The organism is Enterobacter cloacae complex sp. R_G8 (assembly GCF_024599795.1).
GTDB classification, from domain to species: Bacteria; Pseudomonadota; Gammaproteobacteria; order Enterobacterales; family Enterobacteriaceae; genus Enterobacter; species Enterobacter dissolvens.
In genome coordinates, this window is the sequence record NZ_CP102246.1 from 3136872 (window position 1) to 3152549 (window position 15678).

Below are 15678 nucleotides of genomic sequence, written 5' to 3' on the forward strand. Positions count from 1 at the left end.
AATGAATCTGAACGGTAAAACGGCGCTGGTCACCGGCTCGACCAGCGGTATTGGTCTGGGCATCGCCCGCGTACTGGCGAAGGCCGGGGCGCAGCTGATCCTCAACGGCTTTGGCGACAGTGACGCGGCAAGAGAAGAGATTACCCGGCTGGGGAAAACGCCGGGTTATCACGATGCGGATCTGCGTGACGTCCTGCAAATCGAAGCCATGATGCGCTACGCCGACACGCAATTCGGCGGGGTGGATATTCTTGTCAATAATGCCGGGATACAGCATGTCGCCCCGGTTGAGGCGTTCCCGGTGGAGAAATGGAACGACATTATTGCCATTAACCTCTCGTCGGTGTTTCACACCAGCCGACTGGCGCTGCCTGCAATGCGGGAGAAAAACTGGGGACGCATCATTAATATCGCCTCCGTGCATGGGCTGGTGGCATCAAAAGAGAAGTCTGCCTATGTCGCCGCCAAGCATGGGGTGGTCGGTTTTACAAAATCCCTGGCGCTGGAGACTGCCCGCACCGGTATTACCGCTAACGCCATCTGCCCGGGATGGGTGCTTACGCCGCTGGTTCAGCAGCAGATCGACAAACGTATCGCGGAAGGTGTGCCTGCGGATCGGGCGCGCGAGCAGTTGCTTGCGGAGAAACAGCCCTCAGGAGAATTTGTGACGCCGGAACAGCTGGGTGAACTGGCGCTGTTTTTATGTAGCGACAGCGCCGTGCACGTGCGGGGCGCGGCGTGGAATATGGACGGCGGGTGGGTCGCCCAGTGACGTATCGGCCGGGCAAGCCTGTGCTTCCCGGCCAAAACATTAGCTTGAGCAGCTGACTTCCAGCCGTTTGCCCCAGTCTGGCGGACGGCTGACATAGTCATCGTCCCGGTCGGCAAACGGCGTGCGCAATGCCACGTGCAGACGGTGCAACTCGTCATACTCACCTCGTTCAGCCTGTTCAATCGCCCGCTGCGCCAGCCAGTTGCGCAAGACCATCGCCGGGTTCGCCGCGTTCATCTGCGTCTGCCGGGCCGCATCATCCACCTGCTCTTGCTGCAGGCGCGCCCGGTAGGTGGCAAACCAGTCGTCAAACCCCTGTCGGTCGATAAATTCGTCGCGCAACGGCGAGGCGGCGCTGTGCTGCTCCGTCTGACCGAGCATACGGAAGGTACGGGTATAATCGCTGCCCTCACGCGCCATAAGCGCAAACAAACCATTCAGAATAGCGTTATCGCCTTTCTCCTGCGTCATCAGCCCCAACTTGTTGCGCATCAGCGCGCCGTATTCGCGCAGCAATGTCTCCTGGTATCCGTCGAGCGCATCATTCAGGGCATCAACGTCGATAAACGGCGACAGAGATTGCGCCAGACGCTGCAGATTCCACAGCCCCACTGCCGGCTGATTGTCAAAGCTGTAGCGTCCCTGATAGTCCGAGTGGTTGCAGATATACCCCGGCTGGTAGTCATCCAGAAAACCAAACGGACCGTAATCAAAGGTCAGCCCCAGAATTGACATGTTATCGGTGTTCATCACGCCATGGGCAAACCCAACGGTTTGCCAGCGGGCAATCATTGTGGCCGTTCGGGCAACAATATCCCGGAACCAGAGGTGATATTTATCGGCCTCGTCCTGTAATTGTGGCCAGTGCCGTCGGATCGCGTAATCCGCCAGCTGGCGCACTTTCTCCGGCTCGCGACGATAATAAAAGTGTTCAAAATGGCCGAAACGCAGATGGCTTTGTGCAATGCGCATCAGCATTGCCCCTTTCTCTACGGTTTCGCGGACCACCGGGGTGTCACTGGTCACGATCGACAGCGCGCGCGTGGTGGGGATCCCCAGCGCATGCATTGCTTCCGACGCCAGACTTTCGCGGATGGTTGAACGCAGCACCGCACGCCCGTCGCCCATGCGTGAATAGGGCGTGAGGCCCGCCCCTTTCAGGTGCCAGTCCATCGTCTCTCCGCCGGGGAGTTGTTGCTCCCCGAGCAGGATCCCGCGGCCGTCCCCCAGTTGTCCTGCCCAGACGCCAAACTGGTGTCCGCTATACACCTGAGCGAGAGGCTGCATGCCGGCCAGAAGCGTTTCCCCTCCCCAGACGCCCGCGCCGTCTGAGGGCTGGAACATCTCCGGCGGGATAGCCAGGTCTTCTGCCAGCGAATCGTTATGCCAGACAAGACGGGAATGTTGTAATGGTGTTGGTTTGAGTGCGGTATAAAAGCCCGGCAACTCATCATGCCAGTGCGTAGTAAAAGACAGGGTCATAAGTCCTCCTGCTTTTAGTGTAGAGGGTTTACCCGGACTTAAACACGGGCGAAAGAAAGGGTTATCACTGAACCAGCGTGGTGACGCGCCCGGCAGAGACGGCAGGCCACAGCGCCCCCTGCATGGCACCAAAGTTGAAGGATAAGACGCGTTGCAACAGGCTATGATCGTCGATACCGGCGACCAGCACTGACTGACAGTGAGGCGTTATTTGCCACAGGATTGCGCGCATAAATGGCTCAAAAGAAAGCGCAGAAGCGTGCTGCTGGATAAACCCTTTGTCCAGAATGACACGTTTAAACAAACCATCATAAACGGCTTTAAGCGATGCTTCACCGGCACCAAAGTTTGCCAGCACCAACGGAAAATGAATCGCCATTCTCGCCAGTTCCAGATCGTCTTTCCCGTTATTTAAACCTGGATAATTCTCATTAACAGTAAACTCAAGAAACGGATAACGCTCAAGTATTGAAACAGCGTTCCCTTTAGTTAATAAAAACTCAACTATTACAGGTGTAATATTGATCCATGCAATTAACTGATGCTGAATAAAAAACAGTTTGCAGGTATCAAGCAATTGCAGTTTTTCGTGAAACAGCGCTAACTCTTCTGCCGCTGTCAGACGCGGGATAACGAGTTCAGTGGGGATCCGTACATCGCTGCCGACGCCAGTAAAGTTAACCACTACCTCTAAACCTTTAAGCTCACCTGCGTTATTGCGGGCAGGCTGGAGCAACAGTTCAGACTGGTAGGCATTATCTAGCGTAATAATCATTGCACTCGCCCCGCATTAAAGATGAGAGAGGACATCCTGGAGCAATTGCTGACACAATTCCACTGTCTTGATTTTAATAAGTTTAATTTCATTAGATCCGTATTAATTTTCAGATTTATCCCTGAATCTAAAATAATCTTATCCTGGTTACTGAGTAATAGCCAGTTTTAGATAAAACAGACACATAAGGACATAAGTAATTTGTCGTAAATTTAACTTTAATCATCTTATTTGCAAAAAAACGGCATGGTGTAATAGTGCCATGCCGTCAGAAATGCGATGTCGGTGGCTGACTAAATACGTCGTGCCTGCCAGAAATTTTTACGCCAGTAAACATTATCGAGGGAAGAACGCATCACCCCGCGACTGGTCGACGCATGAATAAACTGATTATCAGTATCATAAATGCCTACATGCAGACCACTTTCACCCGAACCGGTTTTGAAAAAAACCAGGTCGCCAGGTAACAACTCATCTTTATCAATTTCGGTACCGATTTCAGCCTGTTTGCGCGTTTCGCGAGGAAGCTGTAAATCGAACTTATCGCGAAACGTCATCAGCACGAAGCCGGAGCAATCCACCCCACCGCGACTCATGCCACCGTAGCGATAAGGTGTCCCGCGCCAGTTGCTCAGCTGATCGTTCAGGCTGGCAATCACGGTGATTGAATCTGAAAGTCGTGGGTTAGGCGGCGGTGCGCGATGGCTACTGCATCCCGCAAGAAATAACACTGCCACCAGGAGAAACCAGAATCGCATGTCCAGACGAATCCTCTGCTTTTTTTATTCTTTTCGTAATTTAGCGTGCAATGGCGCTAACAGGCAAGAAACGGTTACTCCTGCGCGGTAGAAATCAGCATCTTATGTCCTTCGATATCCAGTCTGCGGAACGGCATATTGTAGGCACGAGCAAGATTTGGCGGCGTAAGGACGCTATCGCGCGTGCCGCTGGCGATCAGCCTCCCGCGCGCCAGAAGCCAGACGCTGTGCGCATGGCGCAGCGTATGGTTCAGGTCATGGCTGCTCATCACCACGGCAATGCCTTGTCGACACAGCGCGCTGAGCAACGTGTCCAGCGCGGCCTGTTGCGCCACGTCCAGACCGCTCATCGGCTCATCCAGCAGCAACAGCCGCCCGTGAGGATTGCCAGCCGGGTGGATCTGAAGAATCACCGCCGCCAGACGGACGCGCTGCCACTCGCCACCGGAAAGCTGGCTGGCATGTCGGGAAAGTTTGTCCTCTAACCCCAACGCTGCCGCCACCTCCCTGAGCAGCGTCGTCTGCTGTTTATCGTGCAGATGCAACATCAGGTAGTGCCAGACCGGCATCGCAAACGGCGGGAGCTGCTGCTGAACGAGGTAGCTTCGCCGATGCGCCAGCGAGACCGCCGACCAGTCGCTCAGAGGATTGTCGAGCAACGTAATCGAGCCTGGCCCGAAGGTCAGCCCCGCCATGCGTGCCAGCAACGTACTTTTCCCTGCCCCGTTCGGCCCCACCAGATGCAGGATTTCACCTGCACGGATGGCCGCCGTCACCGGCTCCAGACGCCCCGTCTCGGCAACGTCCGTGAGCTGCATCAGCAATGTCATTATTTCGCCAGCGCCAGCTTAATTGACTCCATCACGATAGGATCTTCAGGCGTCATATCCGGAGAAAAACGCTGAACAACCTGGCCGTCACGACCAATCAGGAATTTTTCAAAATTCCACAGAATGTCGTCCGGATAGAGCGGCGCGCGCCCTTTGCTGGCCATACGCTCGTAGAAGCCGCTGCCTTCCGGTGCCACGGCGGTCGGCGCGGCGGCCACCAGTTTGGCATACAGCGGATGACGATTTTCGCCATTCACATCAATTTTGCTGAACATCGGGAACGTCACACCATAGGTGGTGCTGCAAAACGTTTTGATCTCCTCTTCGCTGCCCGGCTCCTGACCCAGGAACTGATTGCACGGGAAGCCCAGCACGGTAAAGCCGTCTTTTTCCCAGGCTTTCTGAATGTTCTCCAGCTGCTCGTACTGCGGCGTCAGACCACATTTGGAGGCCACGTTCACGATGAGCAACACGTTGCCTTTGTAGTGCTCCAGGGTGGTTTTGTCCCCGTCAATGGTGGTCACTTCGGTATTCAGAATATCAGACTGCATAGCATTTCCTCAGGTTGTCGATTTAACGTCCAGCTTTTAATAGTAGCCAGATAAACACCGGCGCGCCCAGCGTGGCGGTCACCACGCCGATGGGCAACTCAGCGGCGGTCAGGGCAAGCCTGGCGATGATATCCGCCACCAGCAGCGTTGCCGCCCCGGCCACCGCCGAGGCGGGAAGTAAGGTCCGATGGTCGGTGATGCCACAAAGACGCAGCATGTGCGGGATAATCAGCCCGATAAAGCCAATCGCCCCTGCCAGCGCCACGCTTACGCCGACCAGCCAGCCGATGGCCATCACCAGCGCATTACGCCAGACGCCAATTGGCATACCGAGCTGGCGGGCTGAAGTTTCACCGAGCGCGAGGATATTCAGCGGCTGCGACTGCACGCTGGCCCACAGAATGACCGGGATCAGCAGTACCATCAGCCATCCCTGTTGCCAGTCTACGCCACCAAATCCGCCCATCATCCAGTACATCAGCTGTCGCAGATCAAACGAGGTGGAGAAGTAGACCGCCCAGGTCATCAACGCACTGCAGATGATCCCCAGCGCAACACCGGCCAGCAGCAGCCGGCTGGTTGATAAATGGCGGCGAGCGAAGCGCAGGAGAATAAGGGTGATCAGCAATGCGCCAACGATGGCGCTAAGGCTGACTCCCCAGGCCGAAAGCGCCCCACCGCCGAGCATCACCGCGGCAATCAGCCCCACGCCGGCACCATTTGACACGCCGAGCAGCCCAGGCTCCGCCAGGGGATTTTCAAATAACGCCTGCATAATGGTGCCCGAGAGCGCCAGTGCGGCGCCGACAAGGATCACCGCCAGCGTGCGCGGCAGACGAATTTGCCAGACGAAAAGCTGTCCGTCAGGACCCAACCAGCGTTCCGGGCCCAGCCACTGGTCACCGGCGCAGAGGCTGAAACCGGCGGCAACAAAAAGCAGCAGCACCAGCAAAAGCAGGCGGCGTCGATCGGAACGCTGTTGGCGATGGGCAAAATCAAGCATGAGTACGGTTTTATTAGCGTGAGATGTAATTGATTTTACGGCGGGTTTGCCAGCGAGAGCAAAGAAAAAAGGCCGCGAGAGCGGCCTTTTTAGTTAGTTCATATTACTCTGTTTTGGGCGTTGCGTTTTCGACACGGCTTTTTAACTTCTGTCCGGGTCTGAAGGTCACCACGCGGCGGGCTGTAATGGGAATATCTTCCCCCGTCTTCGGGTTACGGCCCGGACGTTGGTTTTTGTCTCGCAAATCAAAATTGCCAAAGCCGGAGAGTTTTACCTGCTCACCATTTTCCAGAGCACGACGGATCTCTTCGAAAAACAGCTCTACCAGCTCTTTGGCATCCCGTTTGCTAAGCCCAAGCTTATCAAACAGATATTCTGACATTTCAGCTTTTGTAAGCGCCATAGGTTCAATCCCTCAATGATGCCTGGAATCGCTCTTTTAATGCCTCTACACATTTGGCGACGGTAGCGGCAATCTCCTCTTCTTCGAGTGTACGGCTGGTATCCTGAAGGATAAGGCTGATAGCGAGGCTCTTGAAACCTTCTGCTACGCCCTTGCCGCGGTACACGTCAAATAAGTTTACGCCAACTACCTGATTTACGCCAACTTTCTTACACTCGGCCAAAATATCTGCTGCAGGCACGTTTTCAGCGACCACAACCGCGATATCACGGCGGTTTGCCGGGAAGCGAGAGACGTCCTGCGCCTGTGGAATCACGCGGTCTGCAACCGGGCTCCATTCCAGCTCGAACACGATGGTACGGCCGTTCAGGTCCAGTTTACGTTCCAGCTCAGGATGAACAACGCCAATAAAACCAATGCGTTTGCCCGCTAAATAGATAGCCGCGCTTTGGCCCGGATGGAGTGCCGGAATGGCTTCTGCACGGAATTCAATTTCAGATAATTTACCGGTCAGATCGAGAATGGCTTCCAGATCGCCCTTCATATCGTAGAAATCAACCGTGCCTTTTGCCAGGTCCCAGTGCTCTTCATAGCGATTACCGCTGATGGCGCCAGCCAGCATGAGATCCTGACGGATGCCTAAATTTGCCTGATTATCCGGCACAAAGCGCAAACCGCTTTCGAAAATTCGCACACGGTTTTGCTGGCGATTCTGGTTATAAACGATGGTACCCAGCAGACCCGTCCACAGTGACAGACGCATTGCCGACATTTCGCTGGAGATCGGACTTGGCAGGATCAGCGCGTCCTGGCCTGGATGGATCAGCTGCTGCAGCTTAGGATCGACAAAGCTGTAGGTGATCACTTCCTGGTAGCCTTTATCGTTCAGCATGGTTTTCACACGCTTCAGGGAGAGATCGGCTTCACGGTGGGAGCCCATCACCAGACCGGCCTGTACCGGCTCGTCAGGGATGTTGTTGTAGCCGTAGACGCGGGCCACTTCTTCCACCAGATCTTCTTCAATCTCCATGTCGAAACGCCATGACGGCGCAACGGCTTTCCACTCGTCCTGCCCTTCCGTCACGTCGCAACCCAGACGCTTCAGAATGTCGGTGACCTGTGCATCGGCAACGTGGTGGCCAATCAGACGATCCAGCTTGCTGCGACGCAGGCTAATGGTCGCGCGCTTCGGCAGCATGTCTTCGTTGGTTACATCAATAACCGGGCCCGCTTCGCCGCCGCAGATGTCGATCAGCAGACGGGTCGCACGTTCCATCGCTTTGTACTGCAGCGCCGGGTCAACGCCGCGCTCGTAGCGGTGAGAGGCATCGGTGTGCAGACCATGACGACGTGCGCGACCGGTAATAGAGAGCGGGCTGAAGAAGGCACATTCCAGCAGAACATTTTGCGTTTCATCGTTCACGCCAGAGTGCTCACCACCGAAGATACCGCCCATCGCCAGCGCCTTACCGTGATCGGCAATCACCAGCGTGTCGGCATTCAGTTTTGCTTCGCTGCCGTCCAGCAGAACCAGGGTTTCACCCTCTTTCGCCATACGCACGACGATCCCACCGTCGATACGATCTTTATCGAACGCGTGCATTGGCTGGCCCAGTTCCAGCAGAACATAGTTCGTCACGTCAACAACCGCATCGATAGAACGGATACCGCAGCGACGCAGTTTTTCTTTCATCCACAGCGGGGTTGGCGCTTTGACGTTGATACCTTTCACCACACGACCGAGGTAGCGTGGGCAGGCCTCAGGCGCATCTACCTGAATAGGCAGCACGTCGCTGATGGTGGCAGCAACCGGCGCAATCTCCGGCGCGTTCAGTTCGGTCTGGTTCAGCACCGCAACATCGCGAGCCACGCCGATAATGCCTAAGCAGTCCGCACGGTTTGGCGTCACGCTGATTTCGATGGTGTTGTCATCGAGCTTCAGGTATTCGCGGATATCGGTGCCGATTGGCGCACCCAGCGGCAGTTCAATAATGCCGTTGTGATCGTCGGAAATACCCAGCTCGGAGAACGAGCACAGCATGCCTTCAGACGGCTCGCCGCGCAGTTTGGCCGCTTTAATTTTGAAATCGCCCGGCAGCACGGCGCCGACAGTCGCCACAGCCACTTTCAGGCCCTGACGGCAGTTTGGCGCGCCGCAGACGATATCCAGCAGACGATCGCCACCCACATTGACTTTGGTGACGCGCAGTTTGTCAGCGTTAGGGTGCTGACCGCACTCCACCACTTCGCCCACGACCACGCCAGTGAAAGCACCAGAAACCGGCTCTACACCGTCAACTTCCAGACCCGCCATGGTGATCTGGTTGGAAAGCGCTTCGCTGTCCAGCGTGGTGTTCACCCATTCGCGTAACCACAGTTCACTGAATTTCATTGTTCTGTCCTGCCCTTATTTAAACTGTTTGAGGAAACGCAGATCGTTTTCGAAGAATGCACGCAAATCGGTCACGCCATAACGCAGCATGGTCAGACGCTCCATGCCCATACCGAACGCAAAGCCGGAGTAGACTTCCGGGTCGATACCCACGTTGCGCAGTACGTTAGGATGCACCATGCCACAGCCCAGCACTTCCAGCCATTTGCCGTTTTTGCCCATCACATCCACTTCTGCAGACGGTTCGGTGAACGGGAAATAGGACGGACGGAAACGCACCTGCAGATCTTCCTCAAAGAAGTTGTTCAGGAAGTCGTGCAGCGTGCCCTTCAGGTTGGTGAAGCTGATGTTTTTATCCACGATCAGCCCTTCCATCTGGTGGAACATAGGGGTGTGGGTCTGATCGTAATCGTTACGGTACACGCGGCCCGGTGCAATGATACGGATCGGGGGTTCCTGTTCCTTCATGGTACGGATCTGTACGCCGGAGGTCTGTGTACGCAGCAGACGGGTGGCGTCGAACCAGAAAGTGTCGTGGTCAGCACGTGCCGGATGATGGCCAGGAATGTTCAGAGCGTCGAAGTTATGGTAATCATCTTCGATTTCCGGGCCAGTCGCCACGGTAAAGCCGAGCTCACCGAAGAAACTTTCAATGCGATCGATGGTGCGGGTCACCGGATGCAGACCACCGTTTTCGATACGGCGCCCCGGCAAAGACACGTCGATCGTCTCTGCCGCCAGACGCGCATTCAGCACGGCACTTTCCAGCGCCGCTTTACGCGCGTTCAGAGCCTGTTGCACCTGCTCTTTGGCTTCGTTTATCACCGCACCCGCTGCCGGACGCTCTTCCGGCGGCAACTCACGCAGGGTAGTCATTTGAAGGGTCAGGTGCCCTTTCTTACCCAGATATTCGACGCGGACATTGTCTAACGCGGCAACATCTGAGGCCTGATTAATGGCGGCTGTTGCACTGGCAACCAGCTCTGCGAGATGTGACATGATTTTCCTCATTATGTCGGTGCAGACACCGATTTGGTGGACGTATTCTCTTAAATTCAGGCACAAAAAAAGCCTCCATCAGGAGGCTTATCTGGCGCTGTTTTTCGTTTCATCTTTCACGCGCTAGCCTCCTGAAATCAGGTGCTAAAGTAAAAGAAGAAGCGGAAAATAGCAGCATTCATGCTTGCGTTACCTTGTGTGGTAAAAACCGTTAAGACCTTATTGAAAAGCCTGCACGGATAAAAGTCAATCTTCTGATAAGGTTATACCCTAAATAATTCGAGTTGTAACAAGGCGGCAAGAGAGAGAATCCTCAGGAGCTTACATCAGTAAGTGACTGGGGTGAACGAACGCAGCCAACGCAGGTACAGCTTGAAGTATGACGGGTATATGAAAAGAGGGAGCTAAGCCCCCTCTCTCAACTGGCTTATGCCAGTGCTGCTTTCGCTTTTTCGACCAGCGCGGTGAACGCGACTTTGTCGAATACTGCGATGTCAGCCAGGATCTTACGGTCGATTTCAACAGAGGCTTTTTTCAGGCCGTTGATGAATTTGCTGTAAGAAATACCGTTCTGACGTGCTGCTGCGTTGATACGCGCAATCCACAGTTGACGGAACTGACGCTTACGCTGACGACGGTCACGGTAAGCGTACTGACCTGCTTTGATAACAGCCTGGAAGGCAACGCGGTATACGCGTGAACGCGCACCGTAGTAGCCTTTAGCTTGTTTCAAAATTTTCTTGTGACGTGCACGTGCAATTACACCACGTTTTACGCGAGCCATGTGTGCTCTCCTGTATCTATTCTAAGTTAAAAAAGTTAAACGTTAACGACTTATGCGTACGGCAGGCACGCGATGACCAGGCCCAGATCGCCTTTAGAAACCATGGCTTTTGGACGCAGGTGACGTTTACGCTTGGTAGCTTTCTTAGTCAGAATGTGACGCAGGTTAGCGTGCTTGTGCTTAAAACCACCTTTACCGGTTTTTTTGAAGCGCTTAGCAGCACCGCGTACGGTCTTAATTTTTGGCATTTTAATAACTTCCACTTCGCATTGTTAAATAAACGAAACATAGGCGAGCAAAACCTATGAGGCCCGAAGGCTCCACAGATTTTGCTGCTTGAAGGCCTTACTGTTTCTTCTTAGGAGCGAGCACCATGATCATCTGGCGGCCTTCGATCTTCGTAGGGAAGGATTCGACTACTGCCAGTTCACTCAGATCGTCACGGACGCGGTTAAGCACTTCCATACCAATCTGTTGGTGGGCCATTTCACGACCGCGGAAACGCAGTGTGATCTTGGCCTTATCGCCATCTTCCAGAAAGCGAATCAGGCTGCGGAGTTTTACCTGATAATCGCCATCGTCGGTACCAGGACGGAATTTAATTTCCTTAACCTGGATAACTTTTTGCTTCTTCTTCTGTTCCTTAGAAGACTTACTTTTTTCATAAAGGAACTTGCCGTAGTCCATGATACGACAAACTGGCGGTTCGGCGTTAGGGCTGATTTCAACTAAATCTACTCCAGCTTCTTCAGCTTTTTCGATTGCTTCTCTCAGACTCACAATCCCCAGCTGCTCGCCTTCCAGACCTGTTAAGCGAACTTCCTGGGCGCGAATCTCGCCATTGATACGATTCGGACGTGCCGTTTGAACTCGTTTTCCGCCTTTAATACCTTATTCCTCCAGTTGTTGAAGACTGCGGCTGCGAATCTCTTGTTGCAGCTTCTCAATCACTTCACTTACGTCCAGGCTGCCCAGGTCTTTACCACGGCGGGTGCGAACGGCAACTTTGCCTGCTTCCACCTCTTTATCACCACAGACCAACATATACGGGACACGACGTAAAGTGTGCTCGCGGATTTTAAAGCCAATCTTCTCATTTCTCAAGTCTGCTTTTACGCGAATGCCCGCATTTTGTAGTTTCTGCGTCAATTCTTTAACGTAATCCGCCTGAGAATCGGTAATGTTCATGACCACCACCTGCACCGGCGCAAGCCAGGTTGGGAAGAAGCCCGCGAACTCTTCGGTCAGGATGCCAATGAAGCGTTCCAGAGAACCGAGAATAGCACGGTGAATCATTACAGGGACCTGACGCTCGTTGTCTTCGCCAACATAAGAGGCGCTTAAACGCTGAGGCAGGGAGAAGTCCAGCTGTACTGTGCCGCACTGCCATGCGCGATCGAGGCAGTCATACAGGGTAAATTCAATTTTCGGACCGTAGAAGGCGCCCTCACCCAGCTGGTATTCAAACGGAATTCCGTTCTCTTCCAGCGCCACGGCGAGATCCGCTTCTGCACGGTCCCAGGTCTCATCGCTACCGATACGTTTTTCCGGACGCGTTGAGAGTTTGACCACGATCTTCTCGAAGCCAAAAGTGCTGTACATATCGTAGACCATACGAATACAGGCGTTAACTTCATCACGTACCTGATCTTCTGTACAGAAGATATGCGCATCATCCTGCGTAAAGCCACGAACACGCATCAGACCGTGCAGCGCACCTGATGGCTCGTTACGGTGGCAGCTACCGAACTCCGCCATACGCAGCGGCAGGTCACGGTAGGATTTCAGACCCTGGTTGAAGATCTGAACGTGGCCCGGGCAGTTCATTGGCTTGATGCAGTATTCACGGTTCTCAGACGAGGTGGTGAACATCGCATCTTTGTAGTTGTCCCAGTGGCCGGTTTTTTCCCACAGCACACGGTCCATCATGAACGGGCCTTTCACTTCCTGATACTGGTACTCTTTCAGCTTGGAACGCACGAACGTTTCCAGCTCACGGAAGATAGTCCAGCCATCGTTATGCCAGAAGACCATACCCGGCGCTTCTTCCTGCATGTGGTACAGGTCAAGCTGTTTACCGATTTTACGGTGGTCACGCTTAGCCGCCTCTTCCAGGCGCTGCAGGTAGGCGTTCAGGGCTTTTTTATCTGCCCACGCGGTACCATAAATACGCTGCAACATCTTATTGTTGCTATCGCCACGCCAGTAGGCGCCAGCAATTTTCATCAGTTTGAAGTGATGACAGAAGCGCATGTTCGGCACGTGCGGTCCACGGCACATGTCGATGTATTCTTCGTGATGGTACAAGCCAGGCTTGTCATCATGAGAAATGTTCTCATCAAGAATAGAGACTTTATAGCTCTCGCCACGCTTCACGAAGGTTTCACGCGCTTCGTGCCAGCTGACTTTCTTCTTAATGACGTCATAGTTGGTTTCGGCGAGCTCATGCATACGTTTCTCGAGCGCGTCGATATCTTCCTGGGTCAGGGTGTGGTCAAGGTCAACGTCGTAGTAGAAACCGTTGTCGATAACCGGGCCGATCGCCATTTTGGTGTTTGGCCACAGCTGTTTGATGGCATGACCTAACAGGTGCGCACAGGAGTGACGAATGATCTCCAGACCTTCTTCATCTTTCGCGGTGATGATAGAGAGTTGCGCATCGTTTTCGATCAGATCGGATGCATCAACCAGCTCACCATTCACACGGCCAGCGATGGTCGCTTTCGCGAGTCCAGGACCAATATCCAGGGCAACATCCATTGGGCTAACAGCATGGTCGAAATGGCGTTGGCTGCCATCAGGAAGAGTAATTACAGGCATTTTATATCCTTATTTGCAGTGATGCCCCACACATAAGAGCATATACAAAGAAAATAATCATTGTTTAACAATAGATTACGAAACCATCTGACCAACAATCGTCAAATTGGCTCGTCATCCTGCACCTGCCAAAATCAGACTAATGCCGGTTTACGGCAGGCTTTCTAATGGTAACACTAATGACAGGGCATATGCACCCTCTGCGACCAGTTTGAACGTTTGATGTATCCGTTCACGCGTGTTCGCCAGCCAGAGCTCGCAATACCCGATTGTTGAGCTATTCTTGAACAGGTCCTGACACAGCCATGAGGCATCACATGAACGTATCCAGTAGAACCGTTGTGATATTGAATATACTTTCTGCTGCCGGTTTAGCGTTGATTCTTGCCGAGAGATTTCACTGGTTCTGACCCAACCGGTGATATGGCATAACCTTCTGTCCTGCGCAGCGCATATTTTGGTAGACTGAAGGAATCAACAGACAAGGATTAGGTTATGCCAACAAAACGATTTGCCGTAAAACACTGGAAAATGGTGCTGGTATTGATTGCCATCTGCGGTGCAATGCTGCTATTGCGTTGGGCGGCGATGATTTGGGGCTAAGCGGAAATTTCACGTTATACATAAATATATTCCACCTGTTTTTCGTCAATACGAAATACAGGTGGAATAGTGACATACACAATAACCTGTCAGGACCATTCACCTGCAACCAGTTTATGCACGTCAAACGCGTCATTCATCGATTGGCCGGTAGACTGTGCTCCTGGCGCGATGTTTGAACCGGCTTCAACGTCAGAGGTGCGAGTTATCCCGGCCTGGCTGACGTCATCCGCAGCAAACACACCAAAGGAGAGTGCGGAAAGCACCATTGCTGCAGCAGCATTTTGGATTTTTTTCATAACCATTATTCTCTTTCTGAAGTCATGCAATACGACTCAAGGCAAATGTCTGCCTGAGTGTTCAGTATAACTCTGGATCATACTTTTGCCTCGCCCGGTTATTGATCAATTTGTGTCAAATAAACGAATGAGGTGTAGCCGGGATAAATTATGAAGAAATTAAGAAGAATTCAGAGGACCAATTATTTTAAAACGGCGTTTAATATAAAACAGCACAGTTTCTGAAAATAAAAAACGGGCCGAAATAATCGGCCCGCCTGCATTACATTTTATAGCCCAGTGAAACCGTGGTTCTGCGGTCGGTATGATCCGGCGCAGTCTCTGGAGGTGACGAGTTCCAGGTCACGTTATAAGCCACTTTCAGGCCAAAGTGTTCGTTGATGTCCACGTTCAGCGCTGTCTCAGAGTTCAGCGTTGTGTCGTCGGCACCAAACACAGAAACACCCTGGGTGAATTTGGTGTTGTCGGTCATCTGCCAGGCATAGGTGCCAGACGCGTAGCCGAGCGGTTGCGTTTTGGTATCGCCGTCGGTGTACTCGTCATAACGGACACCCGGACCGAATTCAAAACGGAAGCTGTGAACCGGTCCATTCAGGAACTGGCGACCATAACCGGCAGTGAAGACATCGCGTTGACGATAACCGTTGTAACGGTCAGTCAGCCAGCTTGCCTGGCCAAACAAGTAGTCATAGTCAGTCATGTTGTAACGGCTACGTCCGCCTACCGCATATTTCTCGGAAGAGCGTTCATCGTTAGCGGAGGTGTTGCTGGCGTTTCCCCACAGAGACCAGGCGGTGGTGTTACCGTACCAGGTCAACGTGCTATCCGCCGTCAGAGAGGAGCTTTTCGTGTTACCGGATTGCGCCAGGTAACCAGCATTCAGGTTACCTTCGAAAGGTTTTTTCGCCGCGGTGGGATCGTCCATGACAGTAAAAACGGAATCATCGGCGGTCGCGTTCATAGCCGCAAACACGCCACCCGCCAGCATCAGTGCAGCGGGCACTGTCTTCAAAAGCTTCATTTTATTAAGGAGTCCGTACAACAAAAAAAGAGACCACACGGTCCCGGAAACTTTCTTGAGGATCAATGACAAGGCGTCCAGAGAAAGGTAACAAATTATAAAAAGCCGCAAATAACATAGCAATGTTTTCTTATTTCATTTTTTGAATAAGAACGATCCCAAAATGCGTTTTATTTTATATATCGC

Annotated in this window: 19 protein-coding genes and 1 other annotated feature; of the genes, 3 read left to right on the top strand and 16 right to left on the bottom strand. The window is 53.1% G+C overall.

The annotated features are described in order from the left end of the window. Position 1: 1 nt before the first annotated feature. The gene (locus tag NQ842_RS14850; RefSeq protein ID WP_046887859.1) at positions 2–772 is read left to right on the top strand and encodes a 3-hydroxybutyrate dehydrogenase; all 771 of its coding nucleotides are present in this window, start codon (positions 2–4) and stop codon (positions 770–772) included. A gap of 39 nt (positions 773–811) precedes the next feature. Here the strand turns inward: NQ842_RS14850 and selO are convergent, their stop codons facing one another. The 14 genes from selO to thrS all read right to left on the bottom strand — a co-directional run bounded on the left by selO (position 812) and on the right by thrS (position 13569). Beyond that, complete coding sequence (gene selO / locus NQ842_RS14855) at positions 812–2254, bottom strand: protein adenylyltransferase SelO (protein WP_257256033.1); 1443 nt, start codon at positions 2252–2254, stop codon at positions 812–814. A gap of 64 nt (positions 2255–2318) precedes the next feature. Beyond that, positions 2319–3029, bottom strand: coding sequence for an EAL domain-containing protein (locus tag NQ842_RS14860; protein WP_014831555.1), 711 nt, complete (start codon positions 3027–3029; stop codon positions 2319–2321). Between the two features lie 293 nt (positions 3030–3322). Then, complete coding sequence (locus NQ842_RS14865) at positions 3323–3787, bottom strand: C40 family peptidase (protein ID WP_014831554.1); 465 nt, start codon at positions 3785–3787, stop codon at positions 3323–3325. Between the two features lie 74 nt (positions 3788–3861). Then, positions 3862–4617 (bottom strand): vitamin B12 ABC transporter ATP-binding protein BtuD, encoded by a 756-nt coding sequence (btuD, locus tag NQ842_RS14870; protein ID WP_063412802.1) that lies wholly within the window; start codon positions 4615–4617, stop codon positions 3862–3864. Continuing rightward, complete coding sequence (locus tag NQ842_RS14875; protein WP_050859562.1) at positions 4617–5168, bottom strand: glutathione peroxidase; 552 nt, start codon at positions 5166–5168, stop codon at positions 4617–4619. Before NQ842_RS14875 ends, btuD begins: the two co-directional genes overlap by 1 nt. Before the next feature lie 22 nt (positions 5169–5190). Then, positions 5191–6171 (bottom strand): vitamin B12 ABC transporter permease BtuC, encoded by a 981-nt coding sequence (btuC, locus tag NQ842_RS14880; RefSeq protein ID WP_046887856.1) that lies wholly within the window; start codon positions 6169–6171, stop codon positions 5191–5193. 103 nt (positions 6172–6274) lie between these two features. Next, positions 6275–6574 carry an integration host factor subunit alpha gene (gene ihfA / locus NQ842_RS14885; protein WP_013097001.1) on the bottom strand — a complete coding sequence of 100 codons (300 nt, stop codon included), beginning with the start codon at positions 6572–6574 and terminating at the stop codon, positions 6275–6277. A 4-nt stretch (positions 6575–6578) separates the two neighbouring features. Further along, positions 6579–8966, bottom strand: a complete 2388-nt coding sequence (pheT, locus tag NQ842_RS14890) for a phenylalanine--tRNA ligase subunit beta (RefSeq protein WP_257256034.1) — start codon at positions 8964–8966, stop codon at positions 6579–6581. Between the two features lie 15 nt (positions 8967–8981). Next, the gene (gene pheS / locus NQ842_RS14895) at positions 8982–9965 is read right to left on the bottom strand and encodes a phenylalanine--tRNA ligase subunit alpha (RefSeq protein ID WP_013097003.1); all 984 of its coding nucleotides are present in this window, start codon (positions 9963–9965) and stop codon (positions 8982–8984) included. 62 nt (positions 9966–10027) lie between these two features. Next, positions 10028–10152: a sequence feature (Phe leader region), on the bottom strand. Further along, entirely contained in the window at positions 10103–10147 is a 45-nt protein-coding gene (gene pheM, locus NQ842_RS14900) for a pheST operon leader peptide PheM (protein WP_001386830.1), read from the bottom strand. Its footprint overlaps the feature before it by 45 nt. Before the next feature lie 240 nt (positions 10153–10392). Continuing rightward, a complete protein-coding gene (gene rplT, locus NQ842_RS14905) occupies positions 10393–10749 on the bottom strand; it encodes a 50S ribosomal protein L20 (protein ID WP_000124850.1) in 357 nt (118 codons plus the stop codon). A 50-nt stretch (positions 10750–10799) separates the two neighbouring features. After that, on the bottom strand, positions 10800–10997 hold the full coding sequence (rpmI, locus tag NQ842_RS14910) for a 50S ribosomal protein L35 (protein ID WP_001124225.1): 198 nt from the start codon (positions 10995–10997) through the stop codon (positions 10800–10802). A gap of 97 nt (positions 10998–11094) precedes the next feature. Next, positions 11095–11637, bottom strand: coding sequence for a translation initiation factor IF-3 (infC, locus tag NQ842_RS14915; protein WP_023616141.1), 543 nt, complete (start codon positions 11635–11637; stop codon positions 11095–11097). 3 nt (positions 11638–11640) lie between these two features. Then, a complete protein-coding gene (gene thrS / locus NQ842_RS14920; protein ID WP_014831549.1) occupies positions 11641–13569 on the bottom strand; it encodes a threonine--tRNA ligase in 1929 nt (642 codons plus the stop codon). A 317-nt stretch (positions 13570–13886) separates the two neighbouring features. Here thrS and yncL point away from each other — a divergent pair, with 317 nt between their 5' ends. Next, on the top strand, positions 13887–13979 hold the full coding sequence (gene yncL, locus NQ842_RS14925) for a stress response membrane protein YncL (RefSeq protein ID WP_023620707.1): 93 nt from the start codon (positions 13887–13889) through the stop codon (positions 13977–13979). 85 nt (positions 13980–14064) lie between these two features. Beyond that, positions 14065–14172, top strand: a complete 108-nt coding sequence (yniD, locus tag NQ842_RS14930) for a small membrane protein YniD (RefSeq protein ID WP_008500658.1) — start codon at positions 14065–14067, stop codon at positions 14170–14172. A gap of 89 nt (positions 14173–14261) precedes the next feature. On the opposite strand, the gene NQ842_RS14935 is transcribed toward yniD, so the two are convergent. Together NQ842_RS14935 and NQ842_RS14940 are read right to left on the bottom strand one after the other, a co-directional pair. Next, positions 14262–14471: a hypothetical protein gene (locus tag NQ842_RS14935; RefSeq protein ID WP_096928325.1), complete on the bottom strand. Its 210-nt coding sequence runs from the start codon at positions 14469–14471 to the stop codon at positions 14262–14264. Positions 14472–14733: 262 nt separating this feature from the next. Next, complete coding sequence (locus NQ842_RS14940; RefSeq protein WP_014831547.1) at positions 14734–15492, bottom strand: YdiY family protein; 759 nt, start codon at positions 15490–15492, stop codon at positions 14734–14736. Between the last annotated feature and the right edge of the window lie 186 nt (positions 15493–15678).